This window comes from Curtobacterium sp. PhB142, assembly GCF_004341255.1.
GTDB lineage: Bacteria > Actinomycetota > Actinomycetes > Actinomycetales > Microbacteriaceae > Curtobacterium.
The window spans coordinates 1-17,504 of the sequence record NZ_SLUT01000011.1 but is presented as its reverse complement, the minus strand read 5'-3'; the positions used below and the strand labels follow the sequence as shown (position 1 = coordinate 17,504).

At 67.6% G+C, this 17,504-nt stretch carries 20 protein-coding genes; 10 read left to right on the top strand and 10 right to left on the bottom strand.

Translation table 11 applies throughout. From position 1 onward, the window contains the following. Positions 1-11 precede the first annotated feature (11 nt). The 5 genes from EDF31_RS17675 to EDF31_RS17655 all read right to left on the bottom strand — a co-directional run bounded on the left by EDF31_RS17675 (position 12) and on the right by EDF31_RS17655 (position 4,289). Positions 12-1,085, bottom strand: coding sequence for a low specificity L-threonine aldolase (locus EDF31_RS17675; RefSeq protein ID WP_131847124.1), 1,074 nt, complete (start codon positions 1,083-1,085; stop codon positions 12-14). A 4-nt stretch (positions 1,086-1,089) separates the two neighbouring features. Beyond that, complete coding sequence (locus EDF31_RS17670; RefSeq protein WP_243650127.1) at positions 1,090-1,779, bottom strand: SDR family NAD(P)-dependent oxidoreductase; 690 nt, start codon at positions 1,777-1,779, stop codon at positions 1,090-1,092. After that, the gene (locus EDF31_RS17665) at positions 1,776-3,257 is read right to left on the bottom strand and encodes a DUF6421 family protein (protein ID WP_131847122.1); all 1,482 of its coding nucleotides are present in this window, start codon (positions 3,255-3,257) and stop codon (positions 1,776-1,778) included. Before EDF31_RS17665 ends, EDF31_RS17670 begins: the two co-directional genes overlap by 4 nt. A 256-nt stretch (positions 3,258-3,513) precedes the next feature. Beyond that, on the bottom strand, positions 3,514-3,771 hold the full coding sequence (locus EDF31_RS17660) for a hypothetical protein (RefSeq protein WP_131847120.1): 258 nt from the start codon (positions 3,769-3,771) through the stop codon (positions 3,514-3,516). Then, a complete protein-coding gene (locus EDF31_RS17655) occupies positions 3,768-4,289 on the bottom strand; it encodes a hypothetical protein (protein WP_131847118.1) in 522 nt (173 codons plus the stop codon). The genes EDF31_RS17660 and EDF31_RS17655 overlap by 4 nt, the downstream gene beginning before the upstream one ends. A gap of 182 nt (positions 4,290-4,471) precedes the next feature. Between EDF31_RS17655 and EDF31_RS17650 the strand changes: the two genes are divergently transcribed. Beyond that, the gene (locus EDF31_RS17650; protein ID WP_131847116.1) at positions 4,472-5,047 is read left to right on the top strand and encodes a TetR family transcriptional regulator; all 576 of its coding nucleotides are present in this window, start codon (positions 4,472-4,474) and stop codon (positions 5,045-5,047) included. 32 nt (positions 5,048-5,079) lie between these two features. Beyond that, positions 5,080-5,301: a hypothetical protein gene (locus EDF31_RS17645; RefSeq protein ID WP_131847114.1), complete on the top strand. Its 222-nt coding sequence runs from the start codon at positions 5,080-5,082 to the stop codon at positions 5,299-5,301. Between the two features lie 46 nt (positions 5,302-5,347). Here EDF31_RS17645 and EDF31_RS17640 read toward each other — a convergent pair whose 3' ends face one another. After that, entirely contained in the window at positions 5,348-5,992 is a 645-nt protein-coding gene (locus EDF31_RS17640; protein WP_131847112.1) for a GntR family transcriptional regulator, read from the bottom strand. A gap of 120 nt (positions 5,993-6,112) precedes the next feature. Here EDF31_RS17640 and EDF31_RS17635 point away from each other — a divergent pair, with 120 nt between their 5' ends. Genes EDF31_RS17635 through EDF31_RS17625 form a run of 3 tightly spaced genes read left to right on the top strand, consistent with a single transcriptional unit; the run spans position 6,113 to position 8,929 of the window. Then, positions 6,113-6,820: a DUF969 domain-containing protein gene (locus EDF31_RS17635; protein WP_131847110.1), complete on the top strand. Its 708-nt coding sequence runs from the start codon at positions 6,113-6,115 to the stop codon at positions 6,818-6,820. Continuing rightward, positions 6,817-7,887 carry a DUF979 domain-containing protein gene (locus EDF31_RS17630; protein ID WP_123291729.1) on the top strand — a complete coding sequence of 357 codons (1,071 nt, stop codon included), beginning with the start codon at positions 6,817-6,819 and terminating at the stop codon, positions 7,885-7,887. The genes EDF31_RS17635 and EDF31_RS17630 overlap by 4 nt, the downstream gene beginning before the upstream one ends. After that, positions 7,874-8,929 (top strand): DUF2891 family protein, encoded by a 1,056-nt coding sequence (locus tag EDF31_RS17625; RefSeq protein ID WP_243650125.1) that lies wholly within the window; start codon positions 7,874-7,876, stop codon positions 8,927-8,929. The genes EDF31_RS17630 and EDF31_RS17625 overlap by 14 nt, the downstream gene beginning before the upstream one ends. Before the next feature lie 189 nt (positions 8,930-9,118). Here EDF31_RS17625 and EDF31_RS17620 read toward each other — a convergent pair whose 3' ends face one another. Then, positions 9,119-9,988: an AraC family transcriptional regulator gene (locus EDF31_RS17620; protein ID WP_131847108.1), complete on the bottom strand. Its 870-nt coding sequence runs from the start codon at positions 9,986-9,988 to the stop codon at positions 9,119-9,121. A gap of 179 nt (positions 9,989-10,167) precedes the next feature. Here EDF31_RS17620 and EDF31_RS17615 point away from each other — a divergent pair, with 179 nt between their 5' ends. From EDF31_RS17615 to EDF31_RS17600, 3 genes are all read left to right on the top strand, one after another. Continuing rightward, positions 10,168-10,644: a hypothetical protein gene (locus tag EDF31_RS17615; protein ID WP_131847106.1), complete on the top strand. Its 477-nt coding sequence runs from the start codon at positions 10,168-10,170 to the stop codon at positions 10,642-10,644. 653 nt (positions 10,645-11,297) lie between these two features. Further along, the gene (locus tag EDF31_RS17610) at positions 11,298-11,939 is read left to right on the top strand and encodes a GNAT family N-acetyltransferase (RefSeq protein WP_131847104.1); all 642 of its coding nucleotides are present in this window, start codon (positions 11,298-11,300) and stop codon (positions 11,937-11,939) included. Between the two features lie 614 nt (positions 11,940-12,553). Continuing rightward, positions 12,554-12,901: a hypothetical protein gene (locus EDF31_RS17600; RefSeq protein ID WP_131847100.1), complete on the top strand. Its 348-nt coding sequence runs from the start codon at positions 12,554-12,556 to the stop codon at positions 12,899-12,901. Positions 12,902-13,029: 128 nt separating this feature from the next. On the opposite strand, the gene EDF31_RS17595 is transcribed toward EDF31_RS17600, so the two are convergent. The 3 genes from EDF31_RS17595 to EDF31_RS17585 all read right to left on the bottom strand — a co-directional run bounded on the left by EDF31_RS17595 (position 13,030) and on the right by EDF31_RS17585 (position 14,564). Then, positions 13,030-13,251 (bottom strand): hypothetical protein, encoded by a 222-nt coding sequence (locus tag EDF31_RS17595; protein WP_131847098.1) that lies wholly within the window; start codon positions 13,249-13,251, stop codon positions 13,030-13,032. An 88-nt stretch (positions 13,252-13,339) separates the two neighbouring features. Then, positions 13,340-13,561 (bottom strand): hypothetical protein, encoded by a 222-nt coding sequence (locus EDF31_RS17590; RefSeq protein ID WP_131847096.1) that lies wholly within the window; start codon positions 13,559-13,561, stop codon positions 13,340-13,342. A 61-nt stretch (positions 13,562-13,622) separates the two neighbouring features. Next, a complete protein-coding gene (locus tag EDF31_RS17585; RefSeq protein WP_131847094.1) occupies positions 13,623-14,564 on the bottom strand; it encodes a 2-dehydropantoate 2-reductase N-terminal domain-containing protein in 942 nt (313 codons plus the stop codon). Positions 14,565-14,644: 80 nt separating this feature from the next. Between EDF31_RS17585 and EDF31_RS17580 the strand changes: the two genes are divergently transcribed. Together EDF31_RS17580 and EDF31_RS17575 are read left to right on the top strand one after the other, a co-directional pair. Continuing rightward, entirely contained in the window at positions 14,645-15,250 is a 606-nt protein-coding gene (locus EDF31_RS17580; RefSeq protein ID WP_131847092.1) for a TetR/AcrR family transcriptional regulator, read from the top strand. A 339-nt stretch (positions 15,251-15,589) separates the two neighbouring features. Next, positions 15,590-16,270 (top strand): hypothetical protein, encoded by a 681-nt coding sequence (locus EDF31_RS17575; protein ID WP_131847090.1) that lies wholly within the window; start codon positions 15,590-15,592, stop codon positions 16,268-16,270. Positions 16,271-17,504 lie beyond the last annotated feature (1,234 nt).

The window sequence follows — 17,504 nt, the reverse complement described above, 5'->3', positions numbered from 1 at the left end:
TCTACGTTGGATCAGGCCGCGTCGAGCTCCCGCGTCAACGCCGCCACGAAGTCGTCGATGTCCTGCTCCGACGTGTCGTACGCGCACATCCACCGCACCTCGTTGCGGCTGGCGTCCCAGTCGTAGAACCGGAAGTGCTTGCGCAGCCGATCGGCCACCCCCGCGGGCAGCGTCGCGAACACCCCGTTGGCCTGGGTCTCCTGGCTGAAGCCGACGCCCTGGATGCTTCCGTCGGCGATGCGGGCCTCGAGGGCACCGCGGAGTCGAGCGGCCATGGCGTTGGCGTGCCCGGCGGAGCGCAGGTACAGGTCGTCGGACAGCAGCGCGATGAGCTGCGCGGAGACGAACCGCATCTTCGACGACAGCTGCATGTTCATCTTGCGCAGGTAGTGCAGTCCCTCGGATGCCGCGGGGTTGAGCACGACGATCGCCTCGCCGTAGAGCATGCCGTTCTTCGTGCCGCCGAAGCTCAGCACGTCCACGCCGGCATCGGTGGTGAAGTTGCGCAGGGGCAGGCCGAGGGTCGCAGCGGCGTTGGAGATGCGTGCGCCGTCCATGTGCAGCGTCATGCCGAGCGGGTGGATGTGGTCCGCGATCGCCCGGATCTCGTCGACCGTGTACGCGGTACCGAGTTCGGTGGTCTGCGTGATCGAGACGACGAGCGGCTGGGCGCGGTGTTCGTCGCCCCAGCCCCAGGCCTCCTTGTCGATGAGCTCGGGGGTGAGCTTGCCGTCGGGGGTCTCGACCGGCAGCAGCTTGATCCCGCCGATGCGCTCGGGAGCGCCTGCTTCGTCGGTGTGGATGTGCGCGGTCGTGGTGCACACGACGGCGCCCCACCGCGGCAGCATCGACTGCAGCCCGACGACGTTCGCGCCGGTGCCGTTGAACACCGGGAACGCCTGCGCCTGCGAGCCGAAGTGGTCGCCGATCACCTCGTTGAGACGGGCCGTGTAGACGTCCTCGCCGTAGGCGATCTGGTGGCCGTCGTTGGCCGCGGCGATCGCGTCGAGGATCTCGGGGTGGACACCGGCGTAGTTGTCCGAGGCGAAGCCCCGCAGGTCCAGGTCGTGGAGTCGAAGGGTCACTGGTTCATCCTAGGTTCGAGGCCGCAGTTGGAGCGGCCGAGAGCGGGAGACGGGCGCCGTTCACGTCGGCCGGTGGTGCCGTCCAGAGCCGCACGACCTCGTCGCCGAGCCGCTCCTCGAGACCGGCGAGGGCGCCGACGACGAACACGGTGGCTGCCGCCGAGTCCGGTGCGTCCTTCCGGAAGCCCTGGGCCACGGCACGGACCCACGCGTCCGAGGCGGCCTTGGCGGCCGCGTAGTTCGCGGCACCCGCGGTGGGGGAGTCGACGGCGGTGGACGAGACGAACGCGAGCCGTCCGGCCGGGGACGCCACCAGATCGTCGTAGAACACGCGTGTGGTGTTCCGCAGGGTGCGGAACGCCCGGTCGAAGAAGTCCCAGTCGTCGTCCGACTGGCCGGCGATGCCGCCGCCCCCGCGCCACCCACCGACCAGGTGGACCAGCCCGTCGACCGAACCCGCCGTCTCGTGGACCGCAGCCGCGAGCGCGGTGACCGCGCCGAGGTCTGCGAGGTCGCACGTGTGGGTCGTGACGCCCGGGACGGAAGCGAGAAGGGCCTCCAGTGCGTCTGGTCTGGTGCCGACCGCGACGACGGCCGCCCCGGCGGAGGTGAGTGCGCGCGCGACCGCCGCGCCGCTGGTGCTGGTCGCGCCCGCGACCAGCACCGTGCGACCGGACAGGGAGCCAGCGCTCACGCGGCGACGTCCGGAACGGACGGAACAGCGGACGGAGCAACCGACGACGAGCCGGTGATGCCGGCCGTCGAAGCGATGACCGCAGCCATCTTCTTGTTCAGTGCCTCGTAGAACATCGACAGCGGGAATTCGTCGTCGAGCACCGCGTCGGTGTAGCCCTTGGGCATTCCGGCGAGCGTTTCCTCCGGCAGTCCCCGCGCCCATCTCGATGCCGGGTGCGGCGTGAGCGTCCGGGTCAGCATCTCGTACGCGGCGAGCCAGTGCGCCGATTTCGGCCGATCGATCGACCGCCGGTACAACTCGTTGATCTGATCACTGAGCGCGATGATCACGTCGGGAACGGCATCCCAGTCGATGGTGAGCTGCGTGTCGGTCCAGTGCAGGACATCGTGCTGGTGCATCCACGCGAACAACAGTTGCCCGCCGAGCCCGTCGTAGTTCCGGACGCGGCTGCCGGTGATCGCGAACCGGAAGATGCGGTCGAAGACGACGGCGTACTGCACCAAGCGGGCGTGGTCGCGGATTGCGCGTTGCGCCTCGTCGAGGTCCGCGTCCGGCACCGCGGAAAGCGCGCGTTCGAGCCGTACGGATTCCCGGAACGCCGTCAGGTCGCAGCGGAGTTCTTCCAGCGAGTAGAGGAAGAACGGCATCCGCTGCTTGATCATGAACGGATCGAACGGCAGGTCCCCGCGCATGTGCGATCGGTCGTGGATGATGTCCCACATCACGAAGACCTGTTCCGTCAGCTCCTGGTCGTCGAGCATTGCTGCAGCGTCGTCCGGCAACTCCAGTTTGGCGATCTCCGCAGCGGCACGGACGACTCGGCGGTAGCGAGCGGCTTCGCGGTCCTGGAAGATCGCGCCCCACGTGAACGTCGGGATCTCGCGCATCGCGACCGTCTCGGGGAACAGCACCGCAGAATTCGTGTCGTACCCGGGCGTGAAGTCGACGAACCGCAACGCGACGAAGAGCGTGTTGCTGTAGTCGCCCGCTTCGAGTTTCGCGATGAACTCCGGCCAGATGACCTCGACCAGGACGGCTTCGACGAACCGCGAGGAACTGCCGTTCTGCGTCACCATCGGGAAGACGACCAGGTGGCCGAGTCCGTCGACGCGGTGCTGTTGCGGCTGGAATGCGTTCAGGGCGTCGAGGAAGTCGGGAACGCCGAAACCGTCGCGTTCCCAGCGTGCGAAATCGCGCTGCAGTGCAGCGAGGTACGCCGCATCGTGCAAAAAGAACGGGGCCAGTTCGGCAATGGCCGGGAGGATCGTGGCCAGGTGCTCGGAAGCGGTCGCGTGATCCGCGTGGTCGGGTATCGAGCCGTCGGCCGTCTGCAGCGCACGGAACGACACGACAGCGGCTTTCAGCCGCGTCCACGCGGGATGCTCTGCGACCTCGCGCACTGACGGGCGGTCCTCGACGACCTCGGGTTCTCCGACGATGGCGCCCTGCGTGAACTCCTGGACGAACTGTGACATGTCGAACCTCCCGTCATTGGGCCGGCCGTGGATCTGCGGCGTGGTGGTGCGCTTGTCATGAGCCTAGGGAGGATCGGGGGACGCATTCTTGCCCATTTGCGGGGGATTCGTGCGCGGGGGCATTCTCGGCGCGGCAAACCGACTCTCTCGCGCACGAATGCATCACTGGTCGCGCGCCGGCAGCCATGGTGCGCGGAGTCAGCGGCACCGGGAGGGGCTCGGAGGCGCTGTCCCGACAGGCCTCCGAGCCGACTCCTCAGCGCTTCGTGACGGCTGCGATTGCTTCGCTCACGGTCGAGCCCGGGTGCGTTTCGCGCCATCTCTTCACCTGGCTGGGGTCAGGCGCTGACCCTCGCGGGATCGGCGTGTTTCCCACGATGCCCGGTGCGAAGGTGGCGTACGTGATCGTCGCGAGCGCGGCCATGCACGAGTAGAGCAGGTCGAGCGTGAGCCATGCGCAGGCGGTCAACGCGATTCCACCCAGGACGATCAGTGCTGGCGTCCAGCGACTCATCGGAAGCACCCTCGCTTCACGGCCGCGACCCCGAGGAGCTCTGCACCAAGTGCGGCCGCGGCCCCGCCGAGGGCTCGGATCTTCTCCCAGCTGAACGAAGCGCCCCACATGATTCGGACTGCCTTTGTGACACCGCCGAGTGAGTTGATCAAACGTTTGATCTTCAAGATCTTGGCGACTGGGAATGCCGTCGATGCAATCATGAGGGCGATCGCGCCCGTGCACTCGAGGATGCTCGCCCGAGCCGCTCGCTGCATCGTCGGGTTACCAGCTACCCATTCCTCGTACGCAGACTGGCCGTTCAGCAGTACAGCTTCCGGAATGCTCTCGATGAGCGCTAATCCCCGTTCGACATCGACGGCCTGAAGGTCGAGATCCTGGACGATCGAGGCGACCGATGACGATGGAACTCCTGTCGCTGCCTGAGCTGGCGGGGCGGCCAGCATCGGTGCGCACAGTCCGGCTGCTAGTAGTCCAACGACTGCGAGCTTGCTCGCTGAGGCGGTAGTCGACGTCATGGGTCTTCCCTCCTGATCGGCGTCCCTCGCCGAATGAACACCAACCTGCCGGTAACCGGTGAAATGTTCAACGTCACCAGCGCGTCGTGTTCGCTGCTGTGCTTCAGGGCATCGCGCCTGACCGGCCCGGCATCGCGGCCGTCCGGCTTCGCGGTGCCGACTCGGTCGATACGGTTGTCTGCATGGCACGCTTCACGCCCCCAGCCGCCGACGCGATGCGCGCACGACTCCTGCTCGCAGCACGCGACGAGTTCGCCGCAGCTGGGCTCGTCGGCGCCAAGATCGAGCGGATCGCCGCGGCGTCGTCGAGCAACAAGGCGCAGATCTTCCACTACTTCGGCAGCAAGGAGGGGCTCTTCGACGCGCTCCTCGCCCAGACCGTCGCCGAGATGTTCGACGAGGTCCCCGTCGACACCGACGACCTCGCCGAGTGGGCTGCCCGCCTGCACGACTCGTACGTCCGGCGTCCTTGGGTCGAACGGCTCGCGACGTGGCACCGCCTCGAGCGGGGGAGTGACGGTGCGCTCGAAGCCGTCATCGCCAGCAATGCCGAGGCCGTCGCCGCCGTCGAGCACGCCCAGCGCGCCGGGGTTCTGCCGCGCAGCTACCGGCCGGCGGTGCTGCTGGGCCTGGTGATGCACCTCGCCGCGTTCTGGAGCTCGGCCTCTCCCGAGTACGGCTCCTTGGTTGCGGCGGTCGCACCTGCGCGGCGTCGGCAGATCGTCATCGACGCGGTGAAGGCACTCGTCGGGGGCTGACGTGTCGCACGGCCGGGCGTAGGGTTCGGCCCATGAGCAGCGACAACCGGTTCCTCCGCGCGACCTTCGGGCGGCCGTTGGTCTGGGTCGGCGTGGTGTGGCTCGCGGTCGGTGTGCTTTGGAGCGTCCTGGCGATCATCGATCCGAGCACGTTCCGCGCGATCATGGCCGTCCTGTGGCTCGTGCTCGGCGGCAGCATGCTCACCGCCGCACTCCGCGACAGGAAGCGCGGCCTCGGCCGGTACCAGCGCTAGTCGAGGCGGGCCGAGCGCGCAGGCAGGACCCGCACCGGGCCTCCCGTCAGGCTGCCGCGTCCGCGGCCACCCGCAGCGTCTGTTCCGCATCGTCGAGGTAGTCCGCCAACAGCGCCGACGCCCTTGCCTGGTCGCCGGCGCGCAACGCCGCGACGATCGCGTCGTTCCGGTCCACGAACTCGGCGTGGAACGACCCCGGGTCGTCGGTCGTCAGGAATGCCAGCCGCATCTCGGCGAGCAGCCCGTCCATCAGGCCGTGGATGCGCGCGCTCGGGACCGCGCGCACGAGCTCGGAGTGGAACCGGATGTCCGCGGTGCCCACGGCGCCCCAGTCGCCCGCGGCGGCAGCGTCCCGTGCAGCCGTGACGGCCGCCGCCGCTGCGTCGAGCGCGGGTGACGTCGGCGAGCACGCGCGGACCGCGGCTTCCTCGAGCACCCGACGGGCGGAGTACAGGTCCGTGACGTCCTCGGCGGAGAGGCGTCGCACGAAGACCCCGCGGTTGAACACGTGCTCGACCAGCCGGTCCCGCGCGAGCAGCCGGAAGGCCTCGCGCAGGGTGTTCCGTGACACCCCGAGCTGGTCGCTCAACCGTTCCTCCGACAGCTGTGCCCCGGGGGAGAACTCGCCCGCCGCGATCATGGTGCGCAGCCGGTCGGCCGTCGAGTCGGCGCCGCTGACGGTTCGGGTCATGTCCCGATCCTGACACGGCCTCGGGCATCGCAGGTGCGAACCCCGCACCGTGTGACCGTCGTGTTACAGAGCAGAACGCCCCCTTGCGATTGTTGAACAATGCGGTCCAGACTGTCCCGCATGTTCGTCCTCATCGGCGTCGCCGTCGTCATCATCGGGTTCGCGTTGCGCATCAACGCGCTGCTCGTCGTGACCGTCGCGGGCATCGTCACCGCGGCCATCGGCGGGATCGGTCCCGTCGGCATCCTCACGGCGTTCGGCGACGGCTTCGCGTCGAGCCGGTCCGTCACGACCTTCGCGCTCGTCCTGCCGGTCATCGGCCTGATCGAGCGCTACGGGCTGCAGGACCAGGCCAAGCGCCTGATCGCGAAGCTCGACAAGCTCACGACGGGTCGTCTGCTGGCCGGGTACCTGGCCATCCGGCAGGTCACGGCCGCGGTCGGCCTCACCAGCATCGGCGGGCCGGCGCAGACCGTGCGGCCCCTCGTGCACCCGATGGCCGAAGGGGCGGCGATCAAGAAGTACGGTCGGATCGACGAGCGGATGCGCGAGAAGATCAAGGGCTACTCGGCGTCGTCGGACACCGTCGGGGTCTTCTTCGGCGAGGACGTCTTCGTCGCCGTCGGCTCGATCCTGCTCATCACGACCTTCGTCGATGCCACCTACGGTCTGTCGCTCGAACCCATCGACCTGGCGCTGTGGGCGATCCCGACCGGTATCGCCGCGCTCCTGGTCCACGGCACGCGGCTGCTGCTGTTCGACCGCACGCTCGACAAGATGGCCGCCGACGCACGCGTGGACGCCCAGACGCAGGGAGCGGCAGCGTGATCACCAGCGAATGGCTCTACTGGCTCATCGGTGCGTTCTTCATCGCGGTCGCCGTCCTCATCGTCACGGACACCTCGCACGCGAAGCGACTCGGCAACGCGGCGTTCTGGGGGATCCTCGGGGTCTCGTTCTTCTACGGCACCTTCGTCGCCGCGAAGACCGCGCCGTCGTGGGTGCTCGGCATCGCCGTCCTGGTGATGGTCGCGCTCGCCGGGCTCGGGTTCACCGGGACCACCAGTCGCACGCGGGTCGCCAGCATCCCGGGTGCCGGCACGGGGGCGGAGACCGGTCCGGCCGAACCCACCGCTGCGGCCACGAAGCCGTCCGCCAGCACGAGCGTCCTCGCGACGACCAGCCCGGACGAGCGTGCGGCGTTCGCCACCCGGTTCGGCAACAAGCTCTTCATCCCGGCGCTGGTCGTGCCCGTGGTCGCCGTCCTCGTGGCGACGCTCGGTCCGCTCGTCTCGATCGGCGGTGCGCCGCTGCTCGCCGAGGGCAGTGCGACCCTGACCGGACTGGGCATCGGCTCGGTGCTGGCCGTGGTCGTCGCGGTGTTCGTCCTGCGCCCGCCGAGGATCGCCACGCCCATCCGCGAGGGCGGTCGTCTGCTGCAGGCCATCGGGTGGGCGGCGCTGCTGCCGCAGATGCTCTCCACCCTCGGCATCGTGTTCACCCAGGCCGGGGTCGGCGACGCCGTCGGCACGATCATCAAGTCGATCCTGCCCGGCGGGTCGCTGATCGCCGCGGTGGTCGTCTACTGCCTCGGCATGGCCCTGTTCACGATCATCATGGGCAACGCGTTCGCCGCCTTCCCGATCATGACGGCCGCGATCGGCTGGCCCGTCCTGGTGCAGGGCTTCGACGGCAACCCCGCCGCGATCTTCGCCATCGGCATGCTCGCCGGCTTCTGCGGAACGCTCGTCACGCCGATGGCCGCGAACTTCAACCTGGTGCCGGCTGCCCTGCTCGAGATGCGGGACAAGTACGGTCCGATCAAGGCGCAGATCCCGACCGCCGCCATCCTGCTCGTCGTCAACATGGGAGTCATGTACCTTGTCGCTTTCTGATGCTGCCCCGCTCGACCTGACCCGGGCCGCGTGGGCCGACCGCTTCGCGGCCGTCGCCGCCGAGAACACCTCGCGCGAGTACCCGTACGCGGCGCACCACACGACGTCCGGCCCGGACGACCGGGCGCTGCCGGTCGAGCTGCACCCCGCCTTCGCCACGTCGTACGACTGGCACTCGTCCGTGCACATGCACTGGCTCGCAGCGCGTCTGGTCGCGCACGGCCTGCCGGCCGACCTGGAGGCCCGGCTCACCACGATCCTGCAAGCCCACCTGCGCGCGGATCACCTGGCGACGGAAGCCGCCTACTTCCACACGACGCCGCACTACGAGCGCCCCTACGGGTGGGCCTGGCTCGCGAAGCTCGCCGCCGAGGTCTCCGCGTCCGAGGTGCCGGCCATCCGGCAGCTCGCCCCCGGGTTCGCGCCCGTCGTCGACGTGCTCGAGGACCTCGTCACCCGCTGGGTCGACGGCGCTGCCCACCCAGTGCGGCACGGGGTGCACTCGAACTCGGCGTTCGGGCTGCTGCTCGTGCTCGACGCCGCACGGGCGCTCGGCCGCGACGAGCTCGCCGCGACGGTGGAGCGGGCGGCGCGCGAGTGGTTCGGCGAGGACGCCGGGTGGCCGTTCCCCTGGGAGCGCAGCGGACACGACTTCCTGTCCGCCGGACTGGCCGAGGCCGACCTGATGCGCGCCGTGCTGACCCCGGCCGAGTTCGCGACGTGGTCGGACGGTTTCTTCGCCCAGGTGCGGTCGGGCGACGCGATCCTGCAGTCGACCGTGGTCCGCGACGAGAACGACCCGCAGCAGGTGCACCTGTTCGGGCTCGACCTGTCGCGAGCGGGATCGGCCCGGCGCATCGCGGACGCCCTGCGCGCCGGTGAGCTCGACGACGACGGGCTCGCGAGCCTGCTCGACGAGGCGGCGGACCGGCTGCTGGCCTCGGGTCTGGCCGCCAGCGTCGGCGAGGAGTACTACTCCACGCACTGGCTCGCGAGCTTCGCCTGGGACGCCATGGAAGCACGCGAGCACGCCGCGCGCTGACCCTGCCGTCAGCTGAGTCCCGTCACGGGAAGTTGAGCCGCTTCCTCCGGATCCCGCGTTCGCTGAGGTGTGAGCAGCTTCGCTCTGTGTCGTCCTTCTCGCTTCGCTCTGTGTCGTGATCGCGTCCCGGTAGCGGATCCATCAACGGGCGGCGGACCTGCCGGCATCCCACGGCCGACAGGTCCTTCTCTACTCAGCGCGCTCGACAGGGAGCCAGAGCTCGCAGGTGGCCGTGCTGAAGTCGCCAGCGCGGTCGAGTACCGCGACGATGGACGGTCCAGGCCGGAGCCGCCAGGGGTTCGACGGGAACCAGTCGGTCGCGGTCGCGGCCCATGCCTCTTGCAGCGCAGCCGGATACTCGCCCTCGGTGTGGAACACGGCCCACGTGCCGGCCGGAACCTCGATCGTGTCGAGATCTCCGATCATCGGCGCCTTCTCCGTGACGGCTACTCCGTGCAGGTAGGTCAGTTCGCTCCCCTCGGTGTAGTCCGGGTCGACGTCGGCGCTGACCTGAAGCAGGCCGGCCGGTTCGGTGTCGCTCAGGGCTTTGAGGCGTGCGTGTTCTGCTGCCGGAAGTGAGGCGATGTGGGCTTGGATCTGCTGGTTGATGCCCTCGTGGATGAGGGGCACGCGGATGGCGTGGCCGATGAGGTGAAACGCCGGTCGATCGGTGATGCGGGTGTCCATGGTGATGTTCCCTTCTACGGTCAGGCGGAACCTGAGCTGCGGTTGCGTTCGAAGGGGGCCGCCATTTCGCTTGACGCTGCCGACGCTGACACCGTGCACTGATCGGAACGCTCGACCGAATGCCTCGGTGGAGCCGTAGCCGTACCGCACCGCGATGCTCAACAGGTTTCCGTCTCCGAGGACATCCGCTGCCGCGACTGACATTCGGCGACGCCGGATGTACTCCGACAGGGGCATCCCAGCGAGTGACGAGAACATTCGACGGAGGTGGTACTCCGTCGTGCCGAGTTCCCTCGCCAAGGATGCAACGTCGAGGTTGTCGTTCAGGCGACCTTCGATCAGGTCGACCAGTCTGTTGAGCTCCGCGATCATGCCGCCTCCTTCGACACCCACACTTCCGGGTCATAACGGTCGGCACCCTACTATCGCGGTCCGATCGGATCGCCTCTGTGCTCCGGAACGTGCCCATTAGCCGGTCGACTACCGGGCGAGCCGCGGTCGTCTTGGCGAGCAGATGAGGGATCACGGGCAATCCGTTCTACGGTGTTGCAATGACGAGTGACGTCGAGGGCGGACCTGGCTGGGTCATTCGGTGCGCTGACCTTCGGCCAGCGATCACCGATCTCGCGAAGTTCCGTGACGGCATGGCAGGTGACCCGCTGGTTGCAGTCATTGAACTGTTGTGGACCGGTCACGCGCAGAACGCCCTCGAGCGCCTCGAACGACTCCCAGAGAGCATGCGCGTGCGAGCACTGATCGCAGACTGCAAACGTGATCTGGGTGATCACCTCAGCGCGGTCCGGGAGTATGACCGACTCGTTGCGGAGTGCGCTGGAACAGCCCGCGAGGCCGTCATGCGGCAACACCGAGCGAAGGCGTTGCTCGCCGCCGGCAGCGCGGACCGAGCAATCGAGGACTTCCGTCAAACGGTCGAGCTCCGACGCGGACACGACACCGCTCTTCTCGCCTCAGCCGAGCAAGGTCTCGCCGCGGCTGAAGCAGCCGCACTCCGGCCACCGCTGGCGTAGCAACCTGTCTCGCTGACGGATCGGTCATCGGGCGCGACGTCGGTCAAGCAACTTCTGCAACGAGGTCCGCTCGCCCTTCGGTCGCATGATGCCGATGTGCGTCCTAGCCTGTCCACATGGGTCAGTCTCGGGACACGAGGACGATGAGTTGTCTACGCCGAGCGGCCCTCCCCGCTGTAGTCGTCTCTGCTGGCGCAGTCTTCGCGGTCGGGATGTTCAGCCTCGGGATGATCAGGTTCAGCTACGTGGACTGGCGATCCGTGGCTTTCGCTTCACAGATCGCTGTCCCATTGGGAGTCGCGGTCGCCGCGGTCGTCACTCGGGTGGGGATAGTCGTGCGGAACCGCGCCGAGGACGCACCCGCGGCACATCCGGTGCGTCGTGCATCGGTCGTGGTGGGAGTGCTTGCGTTGATCGCGGCCAGTCTGGGCGGTCTGCTGTTGACGGCGGGCGGTTGGCAACTTGTCCTGCCGGCGGCAGCCGTCTGCGGGTGCCTAGCCGCAGGATGCGCAGCGCTGGTTCTGCGACGACCGAGAGCGGACACTCGAGACGACGAGTCAGATGGGGACCGGGTAGGGCGCGTCCGTTAGTCAATCGGCCAACGGGACATCGCTGGCCCGTAACGTTCGACGCCGCGCTCTTATCGTTGGGCGATGGATCTCGATCACGTTTGGCCCTTGTTTGGGCTGCGCCTCATCACTCCTCGGCTGGAACTGCGGCCCCTGCGCGACGAGGATCTTCCTGGGCTCGTCGACGTGGCCCTGTCCGGCGTCCACGATCCCGCTCGGATGCCGTTCGGTGTCCCATGGACGGACGCAGAACCGACAACGTTGGCTCGTTCTCTCGCGCAGTACCACTGGAAGCTCCGGTCCGGGGTGAGCCGTGACTCGTGGGGTGTGAGCTTCACCGTGCTTCACCAGGGGACACCGGTCGGGGTCCAAGAGCTGCACGCTCGCCGCTTCAACGCCCGCAAGACCGTCGAGAGCGGCTCATGGCTCGCCCTCGAACATCAGGGCCACGGGCTCGGGACCGAAATGCGGGCGGCGCTACTGCTGTTCTCGTTCGACCATTTGGGAGCTGAGTGGGCGGAGTCGAGCGCAGTCGCTTGGAACGAGCCATCCCTTCGGGTGTCCGCGAAGCTCGGTTACGAGCTCAACGGTGTCACTCGCGCCCAGACCCGCGCCGGTGAGGTCGTTGACGAGGTCAGGGTGCGCTTGAGACGGGAGGACTTCGCCCGGCCGAGCTGGAGCCTGATGACTGAAGGGGTCGAAGCAGCGACCGAGTTCTTGATGTAGTCCAACAGGCGAGCGCTCGGCGGTCCGGTAGCCGATCCGCTATCGGTAGACGATCCGACAGCACACGCCGTTGCTCGGCGGCCCCGGTAGAGTCGGCGCGAACGCCGAAGTCGACGAGATGGGGGTCTCGATGCGCACGATCGCGTCGGTTGCCATGATGGCCGTTCTTGCTTTCACCGCTGTCGGTTGCACTGACAGTTCCGGACCCGACGCCACTCCGGTCCCGTCCTCTGGTCAGCCGTCGGCTTCGACGTCTGCGGTCTCCGAGAGTGCTCCGCCGGAAGATCACGGGAGGACCGTGACGGCGAATGGAAGCGTCACCGGCGGTCCCTTGTCTTTCGTTTACACCGTGGCATCGGGGGACGCCGTGACAGGAATCGCTGCGCGTTTCAGTCTCTGTACTGCCGACATCTACCTCGCCAATGAAGAGCCAGAGGTATACGGGCACGAGCTGGCCGTCGGTCAACAGCTCACTATTCGCCGGATGGCCGGGCCGGGTCATACAGCGGAGCAGTGCGACCAGCCCTACCCCGACGGCGTGTACTGACCATGGGGATCGCGCCTTGAAGGGTCCGTCTGTAGAGCGCGGCTGGAAGTCGACACGAAGTGCGGTGTTGTTCTGGGTTCTCGCGGTGCTCGGGCTGCCCATCATGGCCGGCGCGTGGTTGTGGCTCAGTCTTGCCTCGTTGGAGGAAGCTACCGAACAGCCGAAGGCTGTTGCTGCGGGCACCACGATGGCTGGCACGACGCTGCTCATGGGCGGCATCCCGCTGGTGCTCACCCATGTCCTGGGACTAGTCGTCCTTGGCGCGGTTGCCGTCAGCGGGCGGTACCGCCGGTGGACTGGAATGATCGCGGCCCTGGTTGCAGTCGCTGTTGCCTCCGCGACTGGAATCACGTTCGTGTTGATCCTGAACGGCGGGCAGCTGCTCACTTCGGTGAGTGGTTCATACGGTCCGTAGCCCCTACCAGCGCGCAACATGATGCTGGGGTCCCTCGACATGGGTGGGCCGACGAAGCCAGATGCGTTCCGGCGTCCGGTAGCGGATCGCCTACCGGACTCGATTTGGTCGCGCCTGCGACTCTCTGGTCACTCGGGGTGACCGAAGATGGATAGGAGTGTCCAGACGATGCCGATCAGTGCCAGCCCTACCGCGAGCACGCGGACGAGCCCCGGAGTCATCGCACTCTGCGGACCGCGGGCGCTCCGCTGGGCGTCGACGAAGTACTGCGCGATCGGCGCCGGCCACACGAACGCGGTGACCGCTACTGCAACGATTGCCGGCCCAGCGATGAGTCCGGGGATCCACATGGACTCCACCCAACCAGGTCGACTTGATGGCAGTGAGGCGTAGTTGGCCGCTGTCCGGTGGCCGATCCTCGAGCGGGCACCTGACGAGTCAGTGTCTGAGGAGTCCGACGACCAGCGTCACTGCTGCGATGAGGCCTCCGAGGAAGAATCCGCATCCGATGAACCGCGTCAGCTCCGGAGTGATCTGGCGTCCCCAGAACTCTCCTTCGACCTTCCGCGCAGAGCGTGCGATCGGGCCTGGGAAAAGCATGAGGGCACAGCCCCAGGCGATGCAGATCACCGCACCAACCGCAAGGAAGAGGACACCCACGTCCCTGACCGTACCGAATGACCGCCAAAGCTGAGTGCTCGGCGTTCCGACAAGGGATTCCCTACCGGTCCGCCTGCACCGCCCGGTTGAGGCGTGGCGTGGGGACGTCGAGCTGACGGGCCGTGGCGAGTGCGTCTGCGATGACTGCAGTGGGCTCGGCTGCGTTCGGGTCGGTGTGCGCTGCGAGGCTCACCCGCGCGATCGGGACGAGCGCGGTGGCCACTGCCGAAGCGGTGGCAGCCAACCGAGGGAGCCGAGCGGGCAGCATCACGCCGCGGTGACGTCGGAGGTCCACCCCTCGGGCTTGGAGGACGGGCAGCAATTCGCGGCTCGTGCGGAACGCCTCGTGCAGTGCGGCCCGGTCCCCGATCATGTTCGCCAGCCCATTGCTCCGCAGGGCCTGGGAGAACATTCCGACGTCCATCGCGAAGTGCAGCCAGAGCCAACCACGCATGTCGCATTGTTCCTTCACGACGAAGCCGGCCTGTGTGAAGACCGTCTGCACGACGCGGTCCCGTCGGTCAGCCGACGTCCCCGCGACACCGAGGATGACCGAGCGGAAGACAGCACCGTGCAGGACGCCGTCGCTGTCGAAACCGCCGCCAGCACCGGGGAACCCGAACCGAACCTGGTCTTCAGGGAGCGGAGCAACCGCGGACAATGGTTCGTCCCACACGTTGCCAAAGATCAGCACAGTGGCATCACCGACGTGCGGGGCAACGGACGCAACAGCTTCGCGCAAACGGTGGTGCCCGACGCTCACCACGATGAGATCGAACCCCTGGCCCGGGTCCGAGACGTCGCGCAGTTCGGTGTTGAACATGGAGAACGACCGTCGCCCCAACGCCGATCGCCGCCCGTCGACGAGGTCGATGTGCACCTCGCCGCCGTACTCCGCGATCCGGCCCGGCCGGACAGCGAACACGACGTCGTGCCCTGCGTCCGCAAGCGCCTGTCCGTAGATCGTCGCGATGACACCACGGCCGAACATCAGTACCCGCATCACGCACTCCCTGCTAAAATGGAGACAATCTCCGTTCCAGACGATACGGAGACCGTCTCCACCTGTCAACGGGAGCACACATGGCCGAACAGAAGCCGTTGCGAGCTGACGCACGCCGCAACCGGGCTGCCATCATCGCGGCAGCTCGATCAGTGTTCGATCAGGGCGAGTTGCTTCGCTTCGACGACTTTGCGGCGCGCGCAGGTGTGGGGGTCGGGACGCTGTACCGACACTTCCCCAATCGCGCCGCGCTGGCCGCGGCGGTGTACCGGAACGAGATCACCGCGCTCTGTGACCAGGCGAGCGACTCCACGCAGCCACCTGGCCGACGCCTCGAGGTGTTCCTCCGCGCGTTTGTGGACTACGTCGTCGAACACGCAGCACTCGCGCGCGCCCTCGCCGCCGACGTCGACTCCTCAGCGCAAGCCGACGGTGGGAGCCAACTGGAACGCACGCTCACGGACTTGATGGCCAGCGCCGCCGCCGAAGGATCCATCCGCAGTGACGTCACCGCCGGAGCTGTCCTCATCGTGCTCCACGGAATCGGGTCCGCGATTAACCGTCCGCAGTGGGCAACGGAATCAGGGATTGTCGTCGGGCTCATCGTGCGGGGCCTCGGCTTGCACGCGCAGGTCGACCGGACGGGAGAGGTCGTTGACCCAGGCACGGGCACGGTTGCCAACTGACGCGGAACACGCCGCCGCCGCCGAGCAGATTGCACCTTCTCCTTGCCCTGAATCAGACGCAGCAGCGTCTCAGTAGCCGATCTTGGATCGAGACGGGCTCCGACAAATACACGACCCTCGAACAGGTTACATTTCCCACAACAAATATTACGATGCGGTAACGGGGTACGGGGTTCCAATCTCCTCGTCGGAGGGCGCCGAATAGCTTGCACAGACCGGGAACCACCCGGAGCGCTCACCAGCCGCACATTGCTGGTTCTCCACCCTGCACCAGGGTGTGTTCGGCGCGCACACAGCAGCCGCGCCGAGCGCGACACCTCAGCAAAGGAAACGATCACCATGCGCAAGAGCCTGAAGACCTCCATCACCCTCGCCACGACCGGCGCCCTCGTGCTCGGCGGTGCCGCGTTCGGCATCTCCTCCGCACAGGCCGCCACCCCGACCATCCACACGGTCTCGTCGTCGTCGTCGAAGATCCCCGCACCGGTCGCCTCGGTCCCCGAGGTCCTGGGTGGTTCCACCGCCGTGAAGCTCGACTCCGGCTTCACCGACGCCCTCACCGCCCTCAAGCTCACCCCCGGCGTCTCGGGAGACGCGACCCTGGCTGACGGGTCGGTGTCGTTCCCGATCACCGCCGGGTCGGTCACGTACTGGTCGCCGGACGGCAACTACAAGCCCTACGTGCAGGGCCTGCTCAACCACGACGACTCCGGCCTGACCCTGAAGGCCGGCGACACCACCGTCACGCTCGAGAACTTCGTCGTGAACCCGGGCTCCTCGAAGCTCTACGGTGACGTCCTGGTCAACGGCAAGGTCGCCGCGTCCAACGCGTTCCTGTTCGAGCTCTGGGGCGGTTCCCTCAAGCCCCTCCAGCTCGAGGGCGACAACGCCATCCTGACCGGCACCACCGTCCACGTCTCCGAAGACGCCGCCGGCCTGCTGAACAAGACCTTCGGCACCGACGCCGTCAAGCGCGGCCTCCTCGTCGGCACCGCCACCATCACCGCACAGATCAAGTAACACCCCACGTACTCCGGCTGTGCATGGCAGACCGGAACGGCCAACGCCCCGTCGCTCGCGACGGGGCGTTGCTCATGCGTGGAGACACCGGCAGCTGGATGGGTTATCCCCTATACGGTGCTCTTGTCGGTGCAGAGTCCCGTCGGTACGTACTGTCATCGGAGCTACTCCGCGGACCCTAGCCGCGGATGCCCGACACCCTGTTACCGGGCTGGCATCGTTAAGACTCCAATGTCGAACCCGACGGCGTCGTAGCGCGAGGGCGTCTGCATGGAACCCGAACCAGCAGCAGGCGCCCTCGCATCCCGACACGGCATCCACCCCGACACAGGGCCGCCGATCACCACACCGCGAGCGAGCGCCGGAACGCCCGTGCACATTGTGAACGCGCTGCCGCTCCAGTCGCCGCGCGGCGCAGCCGAACACCATGAGGATCAGCCGGACTAGCAGCACTGGCATGCCGAAGCGGTCCTGATGCACGAGCGTTGCCAGTTCGACGATGCCGGTGGTCCCGTGGCGGTGACGGACGACTGTACCGACCCACGACGGAGGTTGGTTCTGCGGAACACATCCCGGCTCCAGCAAGGAGGACCGGCTGCGCCGCCGACCACGGCGCCGCTGCGACCACGAGCATGAAGACGCAGCTTGACACCCGCGCTGGTGCCCACGACCCAACGCGCAGGAATCCGAGTCATCAGCGTCCCCTGGATCGGGACGCCCACCGCGTTCGCCAGCGCGAAAACGCCGGCGGCAAAGGCCCCGGAAGTAAGGACTCGCCGGAGGACTGGATCAGCGACAGGGGGATCATCCCGAGCGCGACGGCTGAGAGGACGACCGATCCGACGCCGGCCGCGAAGGGACGGTCAGCCAGGAGACGCCGATAGACGACAGCCATGTGAGCTCCACAAACGGAGCCCACCCACCCGGGAGACACACTCCCCATGCGCCGACGGAAGCACCGGCTGCGCCGATCGTACGCATACGAAGCCAGTCGTGTCGATGTCCCGATAGCCGGTCGTCCACCGGTGCAGAGTTGAACGCCTTGAGATGAGGGCCAGAACCCAGCAGTTACCTGGGCCCGCGATTCCCGTATGACTGTCCCGCATAAATGCCCGGTGAAGGTACCTTAAACGCTACAGTCGTCGCATGCTCGTCGGATACGCCCGCGTCTCGACCTCTGGCCAGGACCTCGCCGCGCAGCGTGACGGCCTCCACTCACTCGGCGTCGACCCCG